12 protein-coding genes, 1 pseudogene and 1 riboswitch are annotated in these 18,502 nt (G+C 38.6%); of the genes and pseudogenes, 8 read left to right on the plus strand and 5 right to left on the minus strand.

The window, feature by feature from the left end; translation table 11 throughout:
- Positions 1-652: 652 nt before the first annotated feature.
- Positions 653-859, minus strand: a complete 207-nt coding sequence (locus tag ACFIKE_RS04995; protein ID WP_375648550.1) for a Trm112 family protein — start codon at positions 857-859, stop codon at positions 653-655.
- 13 nt (positions 860-872) lie between these two features.
- The gene (locus ACFIKE_RS05000; protein WP_015856762.1) at positions 873-1,535 is read right to left on the minus strand and encodes an LON peptidase substrate-binding domain-containing protein; all 663 of its coding nucleotides are present in this window, start codon (positions 1,533-1,535) and stop codon (positions 873-875) included.
- 445 nt (positions 1,536-1,980) lie between these two features.
- Positions 1,981-2,078: riboswitch (glycine riboswitch) on the plus strand.
- Positions 2,079-2,215: 137 nt separating this feature from the next.
- Here ACFIKE_RS05000 and gcvT point away from each other — a divergent pair.
- Genes gcvT through gcvP form a run of 3 tightly spaced genes read left to right on the plus strand, consistent with a single transcriptional unit; the run spans position 2,216 to position 6,504 of the window.
- A complete protein-coding gene (gene gcvT / locus ACFIKE_RS05005; RefSeq protein ID WP_375648551.1) occupies positions 2,216-3,328 on the plus strand; it encodes a glycine cleavage system aminomethyltransferase GcvT in 1,113 nt (370 codons plus the stop codon).
- A 6-nt stretch (positions 3,329-3,334) separates the two neighbouring features.
- Positions 3,335-3,703, plus strand: a complete 369-nt coding sequence (gcvH, locus tag ACFIKE_RS05010) for a glycine cleavage system protein GcvH (RefSeq protein WP_273723568.1) — start codon at positions 3,335-3,337, stop codon at positions 3,701-3,703.
- Between the two features lie 5 nt (positions 3,704-3,708).
- A complete protein-coding gene (gcvP, locus tag ACFIKE_RS05015) occupies positions 3,709-6,504 on the plus strand; it encodes an aminomethyl-transferring glycine dehydrogenase (protein ID WP_375648556.1) in 2,796 nt (931 codons plus the stop codon).
- Between the two features lie 1,569 nt (positions 6,505-8,073).
- Here gcvP and alr read toward each other — a convergent pair.
- Entirely contained in the window at positions 8,074-9,189 is a 1,116-nt protein-coding gene (gene alr, locus ACFIKE_RS05020) for an alanine racemase (RefSeq protein WP_375648552.1), read from the minus strand.
- 1,102 nt (positions 9,190-10,291) lie between these two features.
- On the opposite strand from alr, the gene ACFIKE_RS05025 reads away from it, so the two are divergent.
- Together ACFIKE_RS05025 and ACFIKE_RS05030 are read left to right on the plus strand one after the other, a co-directional pair.
- Complete coding sequence (locus tag ACFIKE_RS05025) at positions 10,292-11,119, plus strand: ferredoxin--NADP reductase (RefSeq protein WP_375648553.1); 828 nt, start codon at positions 10,292-10,294, stop codon at positions 11,117-11,119.
- A 50-nt stretch (positions 11,120-11,169) separates the two neighbouring features.
- A pseudogene (locus ACFIKE_RS05030) lies at positions 11,170-11,585 on the plus strand (ferredoxin--NADP reductase); the annotation flags it as partial.
- Here ACFIKE_RS05030 and eda read toward each other — a convergent pair.
- Positions 11,564-12,229 (minus strand): bifunctional 4-hydroxy-2-oxoglutarate aldolase/2-dehydro-3-deoxy-phosphogluconate aldolase, encoded by a 666-nt coding sequence (gene eda, locus ACFIKE_RS05035; RefSeq protein WP_273791461.1) that lies wholly within the window; start codon positions 12,227-12,229, stop codon positions 11,564-11,566. The pseudogene ACFIKE_RS05030 and the gene eda sit on opposite strands and share 22 nt — an antisense overlap.
- 115 nt (positions 12,230-12,344) lie before the next feature.
- On the opposite strand from eda, the gene ACFIKE_RS05040 reads away from it, so the two are divergent.
- The 3 genes from ACFIKE_RS05040 to ACFIKE_RS05050 all read left to right on the plus strand — a co-directional run bounded on the left by ACFIKE_RS05040 (position 12,345) and on the right by ACFIKE_RS05050 (position 16,761).
- Positions 12,345-13,262, plus strand: a complete 918-nt coding sequence (locus ACFIKE_RS05040) for a rhodanese-related sulfurtransferase (RefSeq protein WP_375648557.1) — start codon at positions 12,345-12,347, stop codon at positions 13,260-13,262.
- A gap of 1,705 nt (positions 13,263-14,967) precedes the next feature.
- Complete coding sequence (locus ACFIKE_RS05045) at positions 14,968-16,101, plus strand: type III PLP-dependent enzyme (RefSeq protein ID WP_375626784.1); 1,134 nt, start codon at positions 14,968-14,970, stop codon at positions 16,099-16,101.
- Positions 16,102-16,176: 75 nt separating this feature from the next.
- The gene (locus ACFIKE_RS05050) at positions 16,177-16,761 is read left to right on the plus strand and encodes a GNAT family N-acetyltransferase (RefSeq protein ID WP_375648554.1); all 585 of its coding nucleotides are present in this window, start codon (positions 16,177-16,179) and stop codon (positions 16,759-16,761) included.
- Positions 16,762-17,711: 950 nt separating this feature from the next.
- On the opposite strand, the gene ACFIKE_RS05055 is transcribed toward ACFIKE_RS05050, so the two are convergent.
- On the minus strand, positions 17,712-18,502 hold a 791-nt coding region (locus tag ACFIKE_RS05055; protein ID WP_375648555.1), incomplete at its 5' end, for an MFS transporter.

Here is an 18,502-nt window from a genome sequence, read left to right on the forward strand (position 1 = left end):
AAAAATGTAGATTTTTGGCTTGCACTTTGCTCCCCCTCCGGTTGCGAGCGCCCTCGCATTAGTATTCCGGGGTCTGGAAGTGCTGAAACCGAGCCAGCCTCTTGCTTTTAGTGCTGAAAGCACTTGGACATAACAAGAGCCCCCGGAAATTCCGGGATATCCGCAAAAAGCGGGTTTATTTTATACTCGGTTTCAGGGCTTCCAGGCCCTATTGATCGCTGCGTATACGATCAAAAACACAAGTTCATTCATAGGATAATTTCTTTAAATCGTCAACCAGAGTGACAGCAGTTGTTTTGGTTGTTTTTTGCAAAGTTTACGTGCAACTGTTGCAATGCATCCCTTTATTTTGATGAAATTTAGGACAATTTCTTGGTGATCATTATGGGGTATGTTTAAAATTGTAACTATAAGACTTTATCTATTTATTTTGTATAAAAACGGAAGCTTCTTTTCGCATTCAGAAGCAAAAGACTTTTTAGAGTAAGTATAACATTTGAAGTTGGTAAAGAGGGGAGTTGGTAAAGAGAATGCTGGTGCTGGCGTGTAATGGATTAGCACTAATATTAAAAAGATTGCATGAGCAAAAGAGAGCTTTTCATAGAGCAGTGATTGATAACAGTTTTCTCCAGAAAAAATGAACGAAATTTTCTTATTTTTTATAGGCTACGTTTTCATTGTTTTGCAAAGGGCGCGCTTCTGAGGCAAGCATAATGGGGACGCCATCACGAATAGGATAGGCAAGTTTGGCTTTGAGAGAAATGAGCTCTTGTGTTTCTCGGTTGTAAGAGAGTGTTCCTCTCGTTATTGGACAAACGAGCAATTCGAGCATTTTGGGGTCTGTGGTCATTTTTTTCATGTTTTGACGTTTATTAGTTTAAACGGTAATCTGTACCTGTTTGTTTCATGAGTGAGCGTTCTGTTAATGCAAGAAGAGTTTGGGCACGGCTTTCGATATCTGGAGCTTCAAGGAGAGCTTGTTTTTCTGCTGGTGTAAAGGGGATAAGAGCTGAAAAAGCATTAACCAATATAGGTGTAGGGGCTTCTATGATACTGCTCCAATTATATTCCATTTCATGTATGGTTAGATATTTTTCTACAACGTCAAGTAAGCTTTCTCGGTTAATGCTTTCTTCAACATCAAATTCTTGCAAGTCTTTTATGTTTGATTGGATGAGAGCTGTTCGATAGGATTTTGTGTTTGTCAATTCTTGTTCTAAGGTGAAGCGGCAAACACCTTGTAAGATAATGAACAGTTGTCCATTTCCTGTTTCACTGTAGTTTGTAATGCGCCCTATACAGCCTGTTTTATAAAGTTGTGTAGAGAAGCGGTCTGTATCCGATGAAAGTGGTTGAATAATGCCCAATAGACGATCGGTTACCATAACGTTTTCAATCATTTCAAGTGATTCTGGTTCAAAAATGTTGAGTGATAAAAAACCGCCGGGTAGTAAGAGTGCACCTTCTAAAGGGAAAAGGGCAATTTGCTTTGGGAGATCATTTTCGCAATTGTAAGAGATATTACCAGCTTTCATGAGAATTTTGTCACCTTTGTTCGGTAGTTTAGTCTGTAAATAGTCGCAATTTATGACACTATTGAGAAAGCAGAAAATCCACTTCTTGTGCATTAAAATCATACTTATAAAATACCTGAAGTCCTAATTCTAAAAAAGAATATGAAACCCTATATTTAAGGTTGAACTGCGCGAGAAGGAATATTGCTTTGCGATCTTTTTAGTGTGTGACGTTTTGCATGATTTTCAAGAGGTATTTTTGTTTATAGCTTTTGATTTTTGTCTTAAACTTCCTAAAATGTGTTCCTTGCAATTTTTGTAAGGTTCAAAAGGATATTATTATAAATCTTTTGAAGCAGCTTATGCAAGTTTTAAAATGAGAACATTTTCATCACTTTACTAATGACAGTGTGATAAAGATAGGTTATAGATTAGAACATGCTGGAAAGAGCGTTATTGTTTCTTTCATTCTTTTGCGGGAGAGTGCAGATTGCGAGTTTTCGCATTGCCGCCGAAGGGGAAATAGCCCATAATCTCTCAGGCTTTAAGGACCGTAAAAGGAAGAAGGCAGATCTGGAAAGTCGGGAGATCCCGCGCCGAAGGTGTAAGCGAAAAATCTTTTCGCGAGTCTCTCAGGTTGATGACAGAGGGGTGCAGAGGCGGCCATATTCTGTGGGCGTTAGCGCAGCTTTGGAGTTATTATGGGCACAGCACAAGAAACATCTTTTTTAAAAACACTTCCTTTAGATGATCTGCATGAAAAAGCAGGAGCAAAATTTGGCGCTTTTGCAGGGTGGAACATGCCTTTAACGTATCCTCTTGGCGTTTTGAAAGAGCATCTTCATACGCGTGCACATGCGGGTCTTTTTGATATTTCTCATATGAAATTGATTGCCGTTGAAGGGACACAAGCGGTGGAGTTTTTGTCCTATGCTTTTCCTATTGATGCAGCAGCTTTGAAGATTGGGCATTCACGGTATAATTACTTGCTTAATGAGCAGGCTGGTATTCTTGATGATCTTATCATTACCCGTTTGGAAGAGGACCGTTTTATGTTGGTCGCCAATGCTGGGAATGCACAGGCTGATTTTGTAGAATTGGAAAAGCGTGCGGTTGATTTTGAATGTCAAGTGATTGCTCTTGAAAGGGTATTGCTTGCTCTTCAAGGTCCTGAAGCGGCTGCTGTTCTTGCTGATGCTGATTTACCAGGGAATGAATTGTTTTTTATGCAAGGATTCGAACCACAACAAGATTGGTTTATAACGCGTTCTGGCTATACGGGAGAGGATGGTTTTGAAATTGCTTTGCCTATAGGGCATGCGCATATGTTGGCTGAAAAATTGCTGAGTGATTCTCGTGTTGAGTGGATTGGACTTGCAGCACGCGATAGCTTGCGGTTGGAAGCAGGGTTGTGTTTGCATGGAAATGACATTACCCCTGATACGACACCTATTGATGCGGCTCTAACATGGGCTGTTCCTAAAAGTGTTCGAGAAAAAGCACAATTTTATGGTGCGAAGGCTTTTCTTGAAGCACTGCAAAAAGGACCTGCTCGTTGTCGTGTTGGATTAAAACCGCAAACGCGTCAACCTATTCGTGCTGGTGCGGTGCTTCTTGATGATCAAGGTAATGAGATTGGCATTGTAACATCAGGTGGTTTTGGTCCTTCTTTTGATGGTCCTGTCGCGATGGGTTATGTTCCTGTTGATTGTAAAGTTGAAGGGACACAAGTCTTTACAGAACTGCGAGGCAAAAAGATTGTATTATCAGTTCATTCACTTCCCTTTGTTGAACAACGTTATTTTAAAGGATGATTTTTTATGTCTAAAACTTATTTTACACAAGACCATGAATGGCTTAGCGTTGAAGGAAAAGTGGTGACTGTTGGGGTTACGCATTATGCGCAAGAGCAATTAGGAGATTTGGTTTTTGTTGATTTACCACAAAGTGGGACAAAACTTTCCAAAGGAGAGGCGGCGGCTGTTGTGGAATCGGTGAAAGCGGCTTCAGATGTTTATGCTCCTCTTGATGGTGAAGTGGTCGAAATAAATGAAGCATTGGCTGATAATCCTGAATTGGTAAATCAGAAAGCCGAAACAGAAGGCTGGTTATGGAAAATGACATTGCAGGATGAGACACAACTGGAAGGGTTGTTGGATAAAGATGCTTATAAGGCTTTGATTGGATGAGTATCATGATCGAGCGTTCTTTTTCTTCTCGACATATTGGGCTGCGTCCTGATGAAACACAAAAAATGCTTGATGTTTTAGAGCTTGATTGTGTTGATACACTCATTTCTCAAGCTGTTCCACATTCTATCCATTTGGGACGTTCATTGAATCTTCCAGAGGCTGCTAGTGAAGGACAAGCCTTGGAAGAACTCTCCAAGATGATGGAGCGTAATTGTGTGCACAAAAGTTTTATTGGGCAAGGATATCATGGAACTCATGTGCCTCCAGTTATTTTACGAAATCTGTTTGAAAATCCTGCTTGGTATACTGCTTATACGCCTTATCAAGCAGAAATTAGCCAGGGTCGTTTAGAACTTTTGTTTTATTTTCAGACATTGGTGAGTGAACTCACAGGTTTGCCTGTTGCTGCTGCTTCCCTTCTTGATGAAGCAACCGCTTTAGCTGAAGCCAATGCCCTCGCTTTTCGCTTTTCTCGTGAGAAAAAGACGAAGATTTCTGTTCAGAGTCTTTTACATCCTCAGACTTTAAGTGTTGCGCAAACGCGTGCTGAAACACAAGGGATTCAGATTAGCCAAAATGGCGAAATTGCTTCTGATACAGCGGCAATTGTTTTATCTTGGCCAGATACAAAAGGTGCTTTTCATGATTACAGTGAGATCATAAAAGAGGCAAAGGAAAAAGGAGCTTTAGTTATCGTTGTGGCTGATCCTTTAGCACTTACCCTTATGGAGCCACCTGCTCAATGGGGGGCAGATATCGTTGTTGGCTCTATGCAGCGTTATGGCGTTCCGATGGGATTTGGTGGTCCACATGCTGGTTACCTTGCAGTGAGTGATGCGTTAACGCGTCTTATTCCAGGGCGTATTGTTGGTCAATCCGTGGATACGAGAGGGCGTGTTGGTTTTCGTTTAGCTTTGCAAACACGTGAACAACATATTCGACGCGATAAAGCGACGTCAAATATTTGTACAGCTCAGGCGTTGTTGGCTAATATGGCAACTGCTTATGCTGTTTGGCATGGGCCGAAAGGCTTACAAGCAATTGCGCAGCGAATTCATCATTTAACATGCCGTTTTGTTGCTGGTTTAAAGGCTGCAGGTGTTTTTTGTGAAGGAGAATCTTTTTTTGATTGTGTAAGCATTGTTGTGAAGGGAAAAGCGAAAGAGATCGCACATCAAGCCAAAATAGGTGGGCGCCTTATTCGTGTTCTCGATGATGACACCATTGCAATTAATTTTGATGAATTATCGACAGAAGAAGATGCTTGTGCTTTAGCGCAGCTTTTTGGGGCACAATTGGGTGATCAGGTTTCTCCACGACTCTTTGGCAAAAAGCGGGATGCTGCTTTTCTTTCCCAGCCTTTTTTTCACGCGGTGCATTCAGAGACAGATATGATGCGCTTTTTGCGTCGCTTGGCAGATAAGGATTTGGCGCTGGATCGTGCTATGATTCCTCTTGGTTCTTGTACAATGAAGCTTAATGCGGCGGCTGAATTGATGCCTGTGAGTTGGGCTAGTATGGCCAATATACACCCTTTTGTTTCACAAGAGGATGCAGCGGGTTATTTGGAGATGATCGATCAGTTAAATGCGTGGTTGTGCGAAATTACAGGATTTGCGCAAGTTTCTTTTCAGCCAAATTCTGGTGCTCAAGGTGAATATGCGGGGCTTTTGGCTATCCGACGATATTACCAATCACGGGGAGAACATCAACGTACAGTTTGTCTTATTCCTGCATCTGCGCATGGTACCAATCCAGCTTCGGCGCATATGGCAGGTATGGAAGTCGTTGTGGTAAAATGTTTAAGCGATGGTGATGTTGATGTAGACGATCTTAAAATGAAAGCGCAATTGCATAAGGATAAATTGGCTGCTCTCATGATCACTTATCCTTCAACACATGGTGTTTATGAGGAAAGCATTAAGGAGATTTGTTCTATTATTCATGAAAATGGCGGACAAGTTTATTTCGATGGCGCTAATCTCAATGCGCTTGTGGGGCTTGCTCGTCCTGCAGATATTGGCGCTGATGTTTGTCATATGAATCTTCATAAAACATTTGCCATTCCCCACGGAGGTGGTGGTCCTGGTATGGGACCAATTGGAGTTGCAGCGCATCTCAAACCATTCTTACCAGGGCATGAACAGGATAGGACAACACATGCGATTTCGGCAGCTCCTTATGGAAGTGCGTCTATTCTTGCGATTACGTGGATGTATATTCGAATGATGGGGGCTGAGGGTTTAAAATATGCAACACAAATAGCCATTTTAAATGCCAATTATATTGCTGCACGTCTTTCACCCGCTTATTCTATTCTTTATCGGGGCAAGCATGGACGTGTTGCTCATGAATGTATTGTGGATACACGTGTGTTGAAAGAGCAGTATGGGGTGAGTGTTGATGATATTGCAAAACGTCTCATTGATTATGGATTCCACGCGCCCACGATGTCATTCCCTGTTCCGGGAACTTTGATGATTGAGCCAACGGAATCAGAACCAAAAGCAGAAATTGATCGTTTCTGTGATGCTTTACTCTCTATTGCTGAAGAAGCAAAGAAAGTTGGTCGTGGGGTTTGGCCAAAAGACAATAATCCATTGGTGAATGCTCCTCATACAGTGGCAGATACTTTAGATGATGCTTGGGAACGACCCTATTCGCGACAAGAAGCTGCTTTTCCCAACAGTTCTCTTGATCCAGCCAGTAAATATTGGCCTCCTGTATCGCGTATTGATAATGTTGCGGGAGACAGAATGCTCATTTGTTCGTGTCCGCCATTGGGAAATACCTATTAAATAACAAATATGTATTTACTTTGTTTATTTGTATAAACAAAAAAGCCCACACATTTTGTGTGGGTTTTTTACTTATTGATCATGTTATTGTGGAGTCATTTGTCTATTTTCTAAAATTTTGCATTGTTTTTTATAACATGAGAACAATCGGAAAAGTCGACAAAAAAGCTGTGTTTTGTGGGCAATAGGCATGCTCTTCTTTGCCTTCTATCGTATGACATGGTTTTAGTGACTAGATGCATTGGTCTAGCCAGCTAATTCACGTAAACGAGAGTGAAACCTACGGGGATAGGGTCCAGTCTGTTGCATGTGTTGTGACATATTACTCTCACTAAGGTGACTACGACCGGTTGCAGAAAGAATAAAATCAATTTTAGTGCTTTTGATGATAAAGCCCCGCGAAACTCTATTGTTGCATCTTCTTAAGTCAAGAATTGCCTAAATATTTCTCTTTAATCTGCTTTTTATAACTATGACGCAAAAATATGTAAGAACACCTGTCAGAATGAGTAAATACAAAGCCAAATGTATTATGGTTGTTTTTTTACAGGGTGTCTGATAAAAAGCCAGCACATTTTTCCAATCCATTGTAGGTCAGTTCGTGACTTTACCGCGTTGTTTTCCTAAGAGCCCGTGTGTTTTAGCTGTTGCCTGTAAATCCACATCCAAACTTAACGCAGCGACATGTTTTAAGTCAGAGATTGAGGCAAGGGAGAGCTTTATGAGTAGTTCAAGCTTTTGTATATCAGATGAGGGCGAGGGGATTGCGTATTTCTGTTGACGTAATCTTTGAAACTGGTGGACAATTTAATTTCAGAGAAATATAAAGCCGTAAAGGTGAAACTCAATCCTCAGTTTGTCATCTCCTTTTAATTCAGCTTTACGGCTATCAGAAGCATCTAAAGCAATGTTTTTTAATGGGTGCCCAACCTTTATGTAAAACAGAACACTCCAAAAAGAATATGCTTTGGTTGTTAATTCACGTGTTTGTTTTAAAGAGACATTTCGCTCCCAATCCCATTTCGCGACGGCGCTCGTGAATGATACAACGATAAATCTATTGAGAGCTCCCAATCTTTAGGCTCTATGAAGGAAGAAGTTGGCACTATCATACACTTTTTCAGCCGCTTAATGTTATAGCTATTGGCACTTGAGATGGTTCATAAGAGGTATTCTTTTCTTAAATCATTTTTATCTACACATAGTCCAGTTTGTGGTATGCAAGCGAATGATTTTGATTGCTTCACTATGAACAAAGCTGAAAATAAGAGAAACTTACAAGACTGGATGTTTTGTTTGATATCTAGAGAATTAATATTTTGGTTTAATTGGGCAATTAATTTTAAAAACTTTGCAGTAGATTCTTTTTTGTCAATTTATGGAGAAAAGGCTAAGTTTTTGTATTTTGAGTGAAAGCTACTTCCATAAAACAGTTCATCAATTTGTCTATTTTGAGATTTCTGTGAATGTGCGGTGTCTTTTATGTGATTGATTGTTTAAAATCTTTCGTAAAAGCTCCTCAATTTTCTAAAATGATGATTTTTATCAATTTATTTTTTAAAAGAGTTTTTATGTGTAAATGTATTTATAGCGGGAGCCAAGAGATGTTAGAATTTCATTGGGAAGGGTACCGGCATCTGTAGATACTTTTTCAAGTGTTTGATGGGGTCCAATGAGTTCTACCCAGTCACCTGTTTGAGGTTTTTGATCAAGATCGGTCGTATCTACAATAATGGAATCCATAGAAACCCGCCCAACCATGGGAAGTTTGTGCCCGTTGAAATAAACTGTTCCTTTATTCGAAAGAGCACGGAGCCAGCCGTCTGCGTAGCCTATAGAAATGGTTGCAAGAGTGCTTGGTCTGTTGGTTATAAAGCTTTCTCCATAACCAACAGGTTCTCCTGCATCAACAACGCGGTTTTGAATAACTTGGGCTTCAAGTTTTAAAACAGGTTTCAGAGGTGATGGGTATTTCCCTCGCGGATCAACTCCGTAAAGTGCAATGCCTGGACGAACAAGATCAAAATAAAAATCTGATCCTAGAAAGATACCTCCAGAATTAGCAAAGGAAACTTTGCAAGCAGGCAATTGCGCAAGGATGGTTTTTAAAGTAGCCAATTGTGTATAATTGGATGAATGTGTTTTGTCTTCTCCATTCGCGAGGTGACTGAGAATATATTTTATTTCTGCTTTTTCGAAAATTGTAGGGTGTTTGATGAGTTTTTGTAATTCTTTTTGATCCAGTCCTAATCGGTTCATATGGGTATCGATTTGAACAATTGCTGGAAATTTTTTATCTTTTTTTTGACAAATTTTTTGCCAATTTTCAATGGCATTCCAAGAGTTTAGAACAGGAACAATACCAGATTGTGCGACAAATTCTTCTGCTAAGTGTGGAAGTCCATTCAGAAGAGCAATCGTGACATTTGATGGTAAAATGCTTTTTAATTGGAGTGCTTCTATGATTTGGGCGACAAAAAAAGTGCGACAACCAGCTTGATAAAGGGCAGGAGCAATTTTGTGAGCTCCTAATCCATAGGCATTTGCCTTTACAACTGCTGAACATTGTGTTGGAGCTACACGTTTGGCTAAAGTGATATAATTGGAAACAATGGCACTGACATCGATGGTTGCTACAGCTACATAGAGTGATGTATTGATTTCATCATTAACGGATTTTTTCATTTTAAAAGCTTATCTGTGTTCGTGAAATACGGAGTTTTTTGGTTATTTCATTGAGGTTCTTTACGATATAGGGAAAGACACTATTTTCCATGGTCAAAATCATAAGGAGCTTATACTGAATTACACACCATTAAAGTCGTTTTTTATGTAAAATGGTACTCTGGATATAAGAGATATTTTAGTTTTATTTGTGTTATTAGCAACACGGTATCTTCTAATAATTTGTAAAACATAGACTTTTGTTTTTTACTTATTTTTCCTAGTTGAGGCATATAAAAAAATAAAACATAGTTTATTGTATTGTATCATTTTGAAGAGTGCAATATTAGGCTGTTGTTGCTGGTGCGATTGTTTGGATTAAACATTGCATGGGCTGCTTATTCAGAGAAGGTAAAATGATTAAATTAACCACTCTAAATCAATGCATTACAAGTTTTCTATCATGGGGGAAAGATCACTTATCTGTGCAATTTTGGATGTCGTCTCATGCACTTAAAGTTATTTTTGTTAAATGGAAAACAGTGTGTAAACACTTTCTGATACATTAAAAACTGTTGATTTAGAAAGCCCGTTGATTTGGATGTTGTTGGTTTTCAAGATGGATTGGGTATCCAATATTTACTTTCTATTGTTTGATTGGTTTTTAGTGAAATCAATTTTATCGCTTTATAGTGCGCGTTAGACTCTTTTATTTATGGATATTTATCGAAAGAGCAGTGTAAAAAGGTCAGTAAGGAAAACAATAGATGTAATACCGGAAATCTTGTTGAAGATTCGTGCGGTTATCGTTCAATCAACAAAAATTTATCTCTCTTATTTAAAGGTTTTGGGTCATAAGTTTTGTTAAGCGAGAGAGTGTTATAGCGTTACAATGGAAAAATATGCATTATGTGTTAAAGGGAAAAGAGCCCCATGACTGTTTAATACTCAAAGTTTTTGTTTTTCTTTGAATGGGATTTGTATCCGCATTTTCCTCATTCGTTTAATAAAGTGTTAATCTTGAGATTTTTGTTTTAAAAAAATTGTTGGCAGATGGTTATGCAAGTACTATATCACGTCAAGGATTCGAAATTTAACGTTCAATAAAGATATGGGGAAGAGTATGAATACGTCTGCTACCAATGTTCCGTCAAACATCAGCAGCGTTGCAAATTTTCCGATTCCTGAGAATGTGTTCGCCCTTACTGTCCAAGAGGTTTGTCACTATACAGATCGGTTATTTAAATTCCGTTTGAATCGTCCGGACAGTTTTCGTTTTCGTTCGGGTGAGTTTGTTATGATCGGTTTGCCAAATGCAGAAAAGCCAGTTTATCGCGCTTATTCGATTGCAAGTCCCTTTTGGGACGAACAGCTTGAGTTTTTTTCGATAAAAGTTCCGGGGGGGCCTTTAACCGAGCATCTCCAAAAAATTAAAATTGGTGATACAGTTCTCATGCGTAAAAAATCTACAGGAACACTGGTTCTTGATGCTCTTATTCCTGGAAAACGTCTTTATCTTCTTTCAACTGGGACGGGGGTTGCTCCTTTTGCAAGTCTTATTCGTGATCCTGAAACTTATGAAAAATTTTCAGAAGTTGTCCTTATTCAAACAACGCGTGAGCAGAGTGAGTTAGTTTATGCAAAAGATCTTGTTTCCTCTTTGCAACACGATCCTCTCATTGGGGGATATGCACAACAGTTGAAATTTTATCCTATGACTACTCGTGAACCTTCTGAACATATGGGGCGTATTACGACTGTTATGGAGAGCGGGTGCTTTTTTGAAACAACGGGCCTTCCTAAAATTCATCCTGATGAAGATCGGGTGATGATTTGTGGTTCCATGGCAATGTTAAAAGATTGTGCAAGGATGTGTGAAAGTTTTGGTCTTGTTGAAGGGGCCAATAATGCTCCTGCTACTTATGTTGTAGAGCGCGCTTTTGTGGGATAATGAGTGAGGAAGTTGATGCTTTATCTTCTTTCAAACCGGTACGTTTTTTTCCTTTTGTAAGCTTTATTCGTGATCCTGATACTTATGAAAAATTTTCAGAAGTTGTCCTTATTTAAATAATGCGTGAGCAGAATGAGTTAATTTATGCAAAAGATCTTGTTTCCTCTTTGCAACAAGATCCTCTCATTGGGGCACATGCACAACAGTTGAAATTTTATTTTATGACCATGTGCGAACTTTCTAAGCCGATGGGGCGTATTACGACTGTTATGGAGAGCGGGTGTTTTTTTGAAACAAGCGGCTTTGAAACAATAGCACTCTCCAAATTTCATCTCGCTGAAGATCGGGTGATGATTTGTGGTTCTATGGCAATGTTAAAAGATTGTGCAAGGATGTGTGAAAGCTTTGATTTTGTTGAAGGGGCTGATGTTCTTGCACTTTACATTATATTGTAGAAAGAGCTTTTTTCGAGGGAGAGGGAAGTTGTGATGCAGTATATGCTAATGCAGTAATTGAATCCCAATCACTTATTGCAATAAGTTGTTGGGGCGCTATCCAAGAACCACCAACGCAGAAGACGTTAGGCAGTTGGAGCCATTGTGTTGCACTTTTTTGTGTAATACCGCCTGTTGGGCAAAACCGGATATCAGAGAAGGGAGATGCTAAAGCTTCGATGAAGGAAATACCTCCAGCGGCTTCAGCTGGGAAAAATTTAAGATATGAATAGCCTTTGTTTAATGCTTGCATGAGTTCACTTGGGGTCATTGCAGCGGGAAGAAGGGGAATTTCACTATTTTTTGCACAATTGATTAATTCATTTGATAATCCGGGGCTTACAATAAACTTGGCTCCAGCTTGTTCGGCTTTTTCGTAATGTGTTGTGTTGAGAATTGTGCCGGCTCCAACAATTGCTTCAGGGACTTCTTGTGTAATTTTCTGAATTGCTTTGAGGGCATTTGGTGTTCGCAAGGTGATCTCAATTGTTTTTAATCCACCTTTGACAAGAGCGCGTGTTAAGGGTACAGCACTTTGTAGATTGTCAATGAGCAAAACAGGTATAACAGTTTGTCCTTGGAGATATAATAAAAGCTTTTCTCTTTTTTGGCACATGATATTTTTTCTTCTTGGAGATGATATTATTTGTATCGTTTGATTAAGCACAATATGTTAAAGAGTACATGAATAAATCTTGAAATTGAATGAAACGCGCGTTATGGCAAAACACATGGAAAAGAATTTTAAAGTTGCTGCACTTTATTGCTTTGCAGATTTGAAGCATTATCATCAATTACAAAAACCTTTGCAGGATTTATGTCAAGCAAAGGATATCAAAGGCACTTTGCTTTTAGCACAAGAGGGAATTAATGGAACGGTTGCTGGTTCTTGTGCTGCGATTGAGGCGTTGGTGGATTTTCTTACCGCTGAGCCAGCGTTTCAAACGCCAGAGATTAAATATTCATGGGCATCAAAAATGCCTTTTCATCGCATGAAAGTGCGGTTGAAAAAAGAGATTGTGACAATGGGGGTTGAAGGGGTTGATCCGCTAAAAGTTGTGGGTACTTATGTGGATCCTGAAGATTGGAATGCTCTTATTCAAGATGAAGAGACAATTTTGATCGATACGCGTAATGATTATGAATATGCGATTGGAAGTTTTCAAGGAGCGATTGATCCGCAGATTAAAACATTTCGCGAATTTCCTGAATGGGTTCTCAAGCACGAAGCTGATTTAAAGAAGAAAAAGAAAATTGCTATGTTTTGTACAGGCGGTATTCGGTGTGAAAAATCAACAGCTTATGTTCGTGAGCTTGGTTATGATCAGGTGTACCATTTAAAAGGAGGTATTCTAAAATATTTAGAAAAAATTCCAAAAGAGGAAAGTTTATGGTGGGGTGAGTGTTTTGTTTTTGATGAGCGTGTTTCTGTTCAACATGGTCTTGAAGAATGTGGACGCGAATTATGTCGCGCATGTCGTTCTCCTATCAATGCTGAAAGCAAATTATCGCCTCATTATGAGGAAGGTGTTTCCTGTGATGCTTGTTATAACACGCGTAGTGAAGCCGATAGAGAGCGCTTTCGTGAGCGCCATAGGCAGTTTCAATTGTTGAAGTTGCGTGCAATTGATTCTCATCAAGGGACGTAAGGATAGCGCAGTGTAGCGCTGTAAATTTTAGCATTTTTCTCTTAAATTTAAGAGAGAAGCGTTTTTTATATTGGTAAAAAAATATTTTATAAGACCGGATATTATTCGGTCTTTTTGTTTATGTTAAATTATTTGATTTATAAATAATCATTATAGATCGTTTTCTCTCCTGACATTTTATAGGATTGAGTTTTTAAATACTTTTCATTTTAAAATAGAAACTCTCTTCACCAACAGTGCAGGGGAGGGAGATTTATAGCTTAAGAGAAAAGCGTATGAATAAGATGTGATTAATAAGAGGAGATGAAAAAGCAGATGCTAGGTGGGAAAAATAAAATGATAATAGGAATTTATGATTCCAGAATTTAATATAATACATTAATTTATAATGATAATTTATTTTGATTTGAATAAAAGAGTTAAATATTGTGAACTTTATTGCTTCCAGATTAGATGAGAACGAAACACGTAAAACTCATTCACTTGTACGTTGCAAATGGAAGCAACGTGTGGACAAAAATCATTTTAGAGAAGGTGTTATGAAACATTTCAATGTAGGAGTTTTTGCCATATTGGGAGTTGGCAGATAGAATGGGGGCGTTTGTTTTTAATTTCATAAGTATAAAGAGGGTGAGATGTAGTTGATCTATATCATACAAGTTATATTATACGGGGAATTCTTCATGATATTTTGCTTAAGTGATGCTGTAAAATGGATGTGGAAGCAGGGATGTTTTTTTAGGATTTAAATAAGAAAGATAATGGTATTTGTTGGAGAAGGACATCATTATCTTTAAAGATGATGGTGCTTCAGTCGTGTTACTATCCCCAGTTTTCAATTTTGCTTATCCTTGCATTTGAGAGGTTGTATAAGAGGTACTCCTTTTTTCAATTGTTTTTTATTTGTGATGTGCAAAAGAATGATTTTCATTGATTCATTGTAAGAGGGGTGAAATAAGAGAATTTTATGTTGAGATTTTTGTTTAAGGGCAAAATAATAAATTATCATTATAAATTAATGTGTTGAGTAATTTATTTTGCGTTATTTTCTGCTGCGGATATTAGGAGATAGAATAGGGCAAAGAAACGAGGGGCTTTAAAAGCAAGACAGTGATTTATGTTGCACGGATGATGTAAGGGGTGTGATCTCATGAAAGCGGATGGATAGCTTTGTCTGGTGGAGGAGAGTGTTGTTTTTTCGCATCATTTTATCTTTAAGAATTAAAAAATGTTTAAAATTAAAAAAATGATTGAAATGAGCAAGAATTCGTTTTATAGAATGCCTTGCCCAAAGTCGCACGTGCCTGTGGGTGTCCGCTGGTTCTCAAATGGTGAGATTAACCGGTACGGTACCTGGAACTAACCGCTCCAGTCATTCTTACAGCCAATTGCAAGAATGAGGACATCTTGAAGCAACGACGGTGCGGGCCTTTCTGGTGTCTTCCAGCTTTTAAATGCTGGGATAACTATAGAGGCACACCTCATTGCCTTCAGTGCGGAAGTGGTTTTCTCAACTCCAATCAAAAAGGCAGATAAAATAGAATAACGCGGTTTCGCGCTGTTCTTTCGCTGCATGCAATGCTAATTTCTGGTTTTTTGTAATCAGAATGGGGATGGTTGTTGTGTGTTTTTTGTCCTTTAGCTTTTGGCAGCTTTGGCTGTCCAAGCATAGAGTGGGGGAGTTTTCCCTCAAGGAGAATTGCAGATGGCAACGCAACGTATTCGCGATTTTCTTGCAACACATCGTTCTGAAGGTCCATGCTTAATTGTTGACCTTGATGTTGTTCGTGACAACTATTTAAATTTTGAAAAAGCTCTGCCTCAGTCTCGTATTTTTTACGCAATAAAGGCCAATCCAGCTCCTGAAATCTTGCGTTTGCTGAGTTCTTTAGGATCTTCTTTTGATGCGGCGTCTGTTGCAGAAATTGAAATGGCTTTAAAAGCAGGAGCAACGTCAGAGCGTATTTCTTTTGGGAATACGATTAAAAAAGAGCGTGATATTGCACGAGCATATGCATTGGGAGTTTCACTTTATGCCGTTGATTGTGTTGAAGAAGTAGAAAAAATTGCGCGTGTTGCTCCAGGAGCACGTGTTTTTTGCCGTGTTCTTACTGATGGAAAAGGTGCAGAGTGGCCATTGTCACGCAAATTCGGTTGTGTTCCAGATATGGCGGTTGATGTTCTAAGACGGGCACACCAATTGGGTTTGCAAGCCTATGGTGTCTCTTTTCATGTTGGGTCTCAGCAGGTTGATTTGAGTGCGTGGGATCGTGCTTTATCGGATGCTGCTACAGTTTTTAAGCGTTTGGAACAAGAAGGTATTTCGCTGAGGTTGGTGAATATGGGGGGCGGTTTTCCAACGCGTTATTTGAAAGATGTCCCTACAGAACAAGCTTATGGTACAGCAGTTTTTGATTCATTGAAAAAGCATTTTGGTAATCGTATTCCTGAGACGATTATTGAGCCTGGGCGTGCGATGGTTGGCAATGCTGGTGTTATTCGTACAGAAGTTGTTCTAATATCCAAAAAAGCTGATAACGATAATGTACGATGGGTTTATCTTGATATTGGAAAATTTAATGGTCTTGCTGAGACTATGGATGAAGCCATTCGTTATCCTATTGAGACACCTCATGATGATAAGGTTATGGAGCCTTGTATTTTGGCTGGACCAACATGCGATTCCGCAGATGTTCTTTATGAAAAAACACCTTATCCGCTTCCTCTATCCCTAACGATAGGAGATGAAATATTGATTCATGGAACGGGGGCTTACACAACAACTTATGCATCGGTTGCTTTTAATGGTTTTGAGCCTTTACGATCATATGTGATCTGACATTTCCTTTTAACTATAGGTTTTTTGGATTTTTTGCTATGCTCGTCATGGCGCTATAAGAGGGCGGTTATAGAGATGAACATGATGAATTTTCAAACAAAAGATGGGGCATGTTTTACACTTTCATTGGAGCAAGAAGCCGATAAGCCTTATCGAGAAATTTTGCTTGATTCAACGATGGGGTATGGACGTAAACGTAAATCATCAGAGGCTTTACGTCGTGGGCGGTTAGCTGCTCAAGGGCTTTCTTTTGTGGTTAAAAATGCGCTTGGAGAGCTTGTGGGAAGTGTCCGTCTTTGGCATGTTTCTTTTTCTAAAGGAAAAAATAAAACACAACATGCTTTACTTTTGGGCCCCTTGGCTGTTGCATCTGAATGTGCTGGTATGGGAATAGGATCAATCTTAGTCCGCCATGCAATTGAAACAGCAAAAAAATTAGGATATGGCGCCATTTTGCTGGTAGGGGATTTTGAATTTTATCAACGTTTTGGCTTTTCAAATAGTTTAACAGAAAATTTGGCAATGCCTGGTCCTTATGAAAAGCATCGCTTTCAAGCGTTGGAACTGATACCACATTATCTTTCTGGGTGTTATGGCACTTTAGTTCCTAGTGGAGAACGAGAAGTTTCAAATGGTTTTCAGCATCATAAAGTGGCTTGAGGATAGTGTTTATTTTGTTTTTCAACAGCTGGCATTGAGGAGAGCATACTGTTTTGGCGAGTGCTAAAGTATTTAGCGGTACAAAGTTTTTGGGGAGTTGTATTGCGATTTTACTATATGACTTTTTCTTTATGTGGTTGATTTCTTATTTTTGATAATTTCAGTTAAGTGAGTAGGAATATATTTAAAGCTCATTTTTTTGGAATAGCGTCCTATTTTATAATATTAAAGGAACCGGATTTTTGAGTGATCTTGTATTCTTTTAAAGCCGGTATCATCATACAGTTTTCCAGTTTTCAATATCGTTGGTAGATCTTGCATCAAAACGGTTGGATATTTTACTTTTTTCTTAAACAGTTTTTATCTCTTTGCTTTTTATGTAAAAGGGAATAGTTGCAATTGGCATGAGAGTATCTCATACAAAATGATTTTCTCATGTAAAATTTCGCATTCAGAATCAAAAAATGTTACCCTACACATTATAAGGGAAATAGGTGTGTGAATAAAAATCACAAGAATCATCAATCTTTTATGAATATTCGTGTGAGAATCAAAAGAGTGAAGGACAAAGAATCTTACAGAATAGTTTTTATGAAGATAGTAGCGTAAAAAGGGGGGTAAATAGATGAGAGATTTAATGACAGGCGTAAATATTGTTTTAACGTTTTTTTCTCTATGGTGATAAATCAGAAATCTTATAGAAATAGCTGCTTTATCTTTATGGTGTGGAGCACTTTAGATAAGCTCTTTATTTATTATCATCTAAGATAATTTTTTTGTATGCGAGAAGTTATTTTTAAATGCGTAAAGAGCCCGCATTGAACTGAATTTTTATCAGAAGAATCATTTAGAATCACAAGTTGATTTATACTGTCTCTTGAAAAGAGATAAAGTAAATAGGAAGCTCTAAAGTCATAAGGATGAAAAATATTTCTCAATTTTAATTAAGTTTAGTGATTTGGTGGTGAATCCATGAGAGGTGGTATTTTTTTAAGAAAAATGGTCATAACTGTCAAAGTACCAAAGATAATGGTTATGATAAAGAAAATATCACTAAAAGCCATAATCGTTGCTTGTATGCGTACCATACCAAACAATTGAGAAAGAGCCAGAGTATAGGAATCAAAGGTTTCTGTTTTGAAAAACAAAGTAAGCTTTGAAAGCATTTCTGTTGCTTGTCTGTTTCCGTGGTTAAGCGTTTCAGCTATTCGTTCATAATGGAAGTCTGTGCGTTTTGTCATGAGAGTGCTGATAATGGCAAGCCCTACAGCACCACCTAGATTCCGTGTGAGATTAAAGAGTCCAGAAGCATTTTGCATTCGTTCTGGCGGGAGTGTTCCCAAGGCAATATTATTAATAGGAACCATACACAACATCACAGAAGCACCACGGAAAACTTGCGGCCAAAAGAGTTGCAAAAAATCCCAGTTATCTGTGATAGAGCTCGCCATCCAAGTGCCTACTGCAAAACCCAAAAGTCCTATTGCCATCATTAAACGTGCATCCATTCGTGCTGAAAGAAATCCAGCAAGCGGAGCAGTTAATAACATGGCGAATCCTGAAAGAAACAATGTTTCTCCAATCATGAGGGCATCATAATGGCGGATTTGGCTTAAATAGACAGGATAAAGATATGTAAGTCCATAAAGACCTATTCCTAGTGCAAAGGAAAAAATGGATGCAGCAGAAAAATTAAAATTAGAAAAAGTAGAGAGATCTACAATGGGTTCTTTTGCTGTAA

The sequence above is a fragment of the Bartonella sp. MU70NMGDW genome (assembly GCF_042194085.1).
Taxonomy (GTDB): Bacteria; Pseudomonadota; Alphaproteobacteria; order Rhizobiales; family Rhizobiaceae; genus Bartonella; species Bartonella grahamii.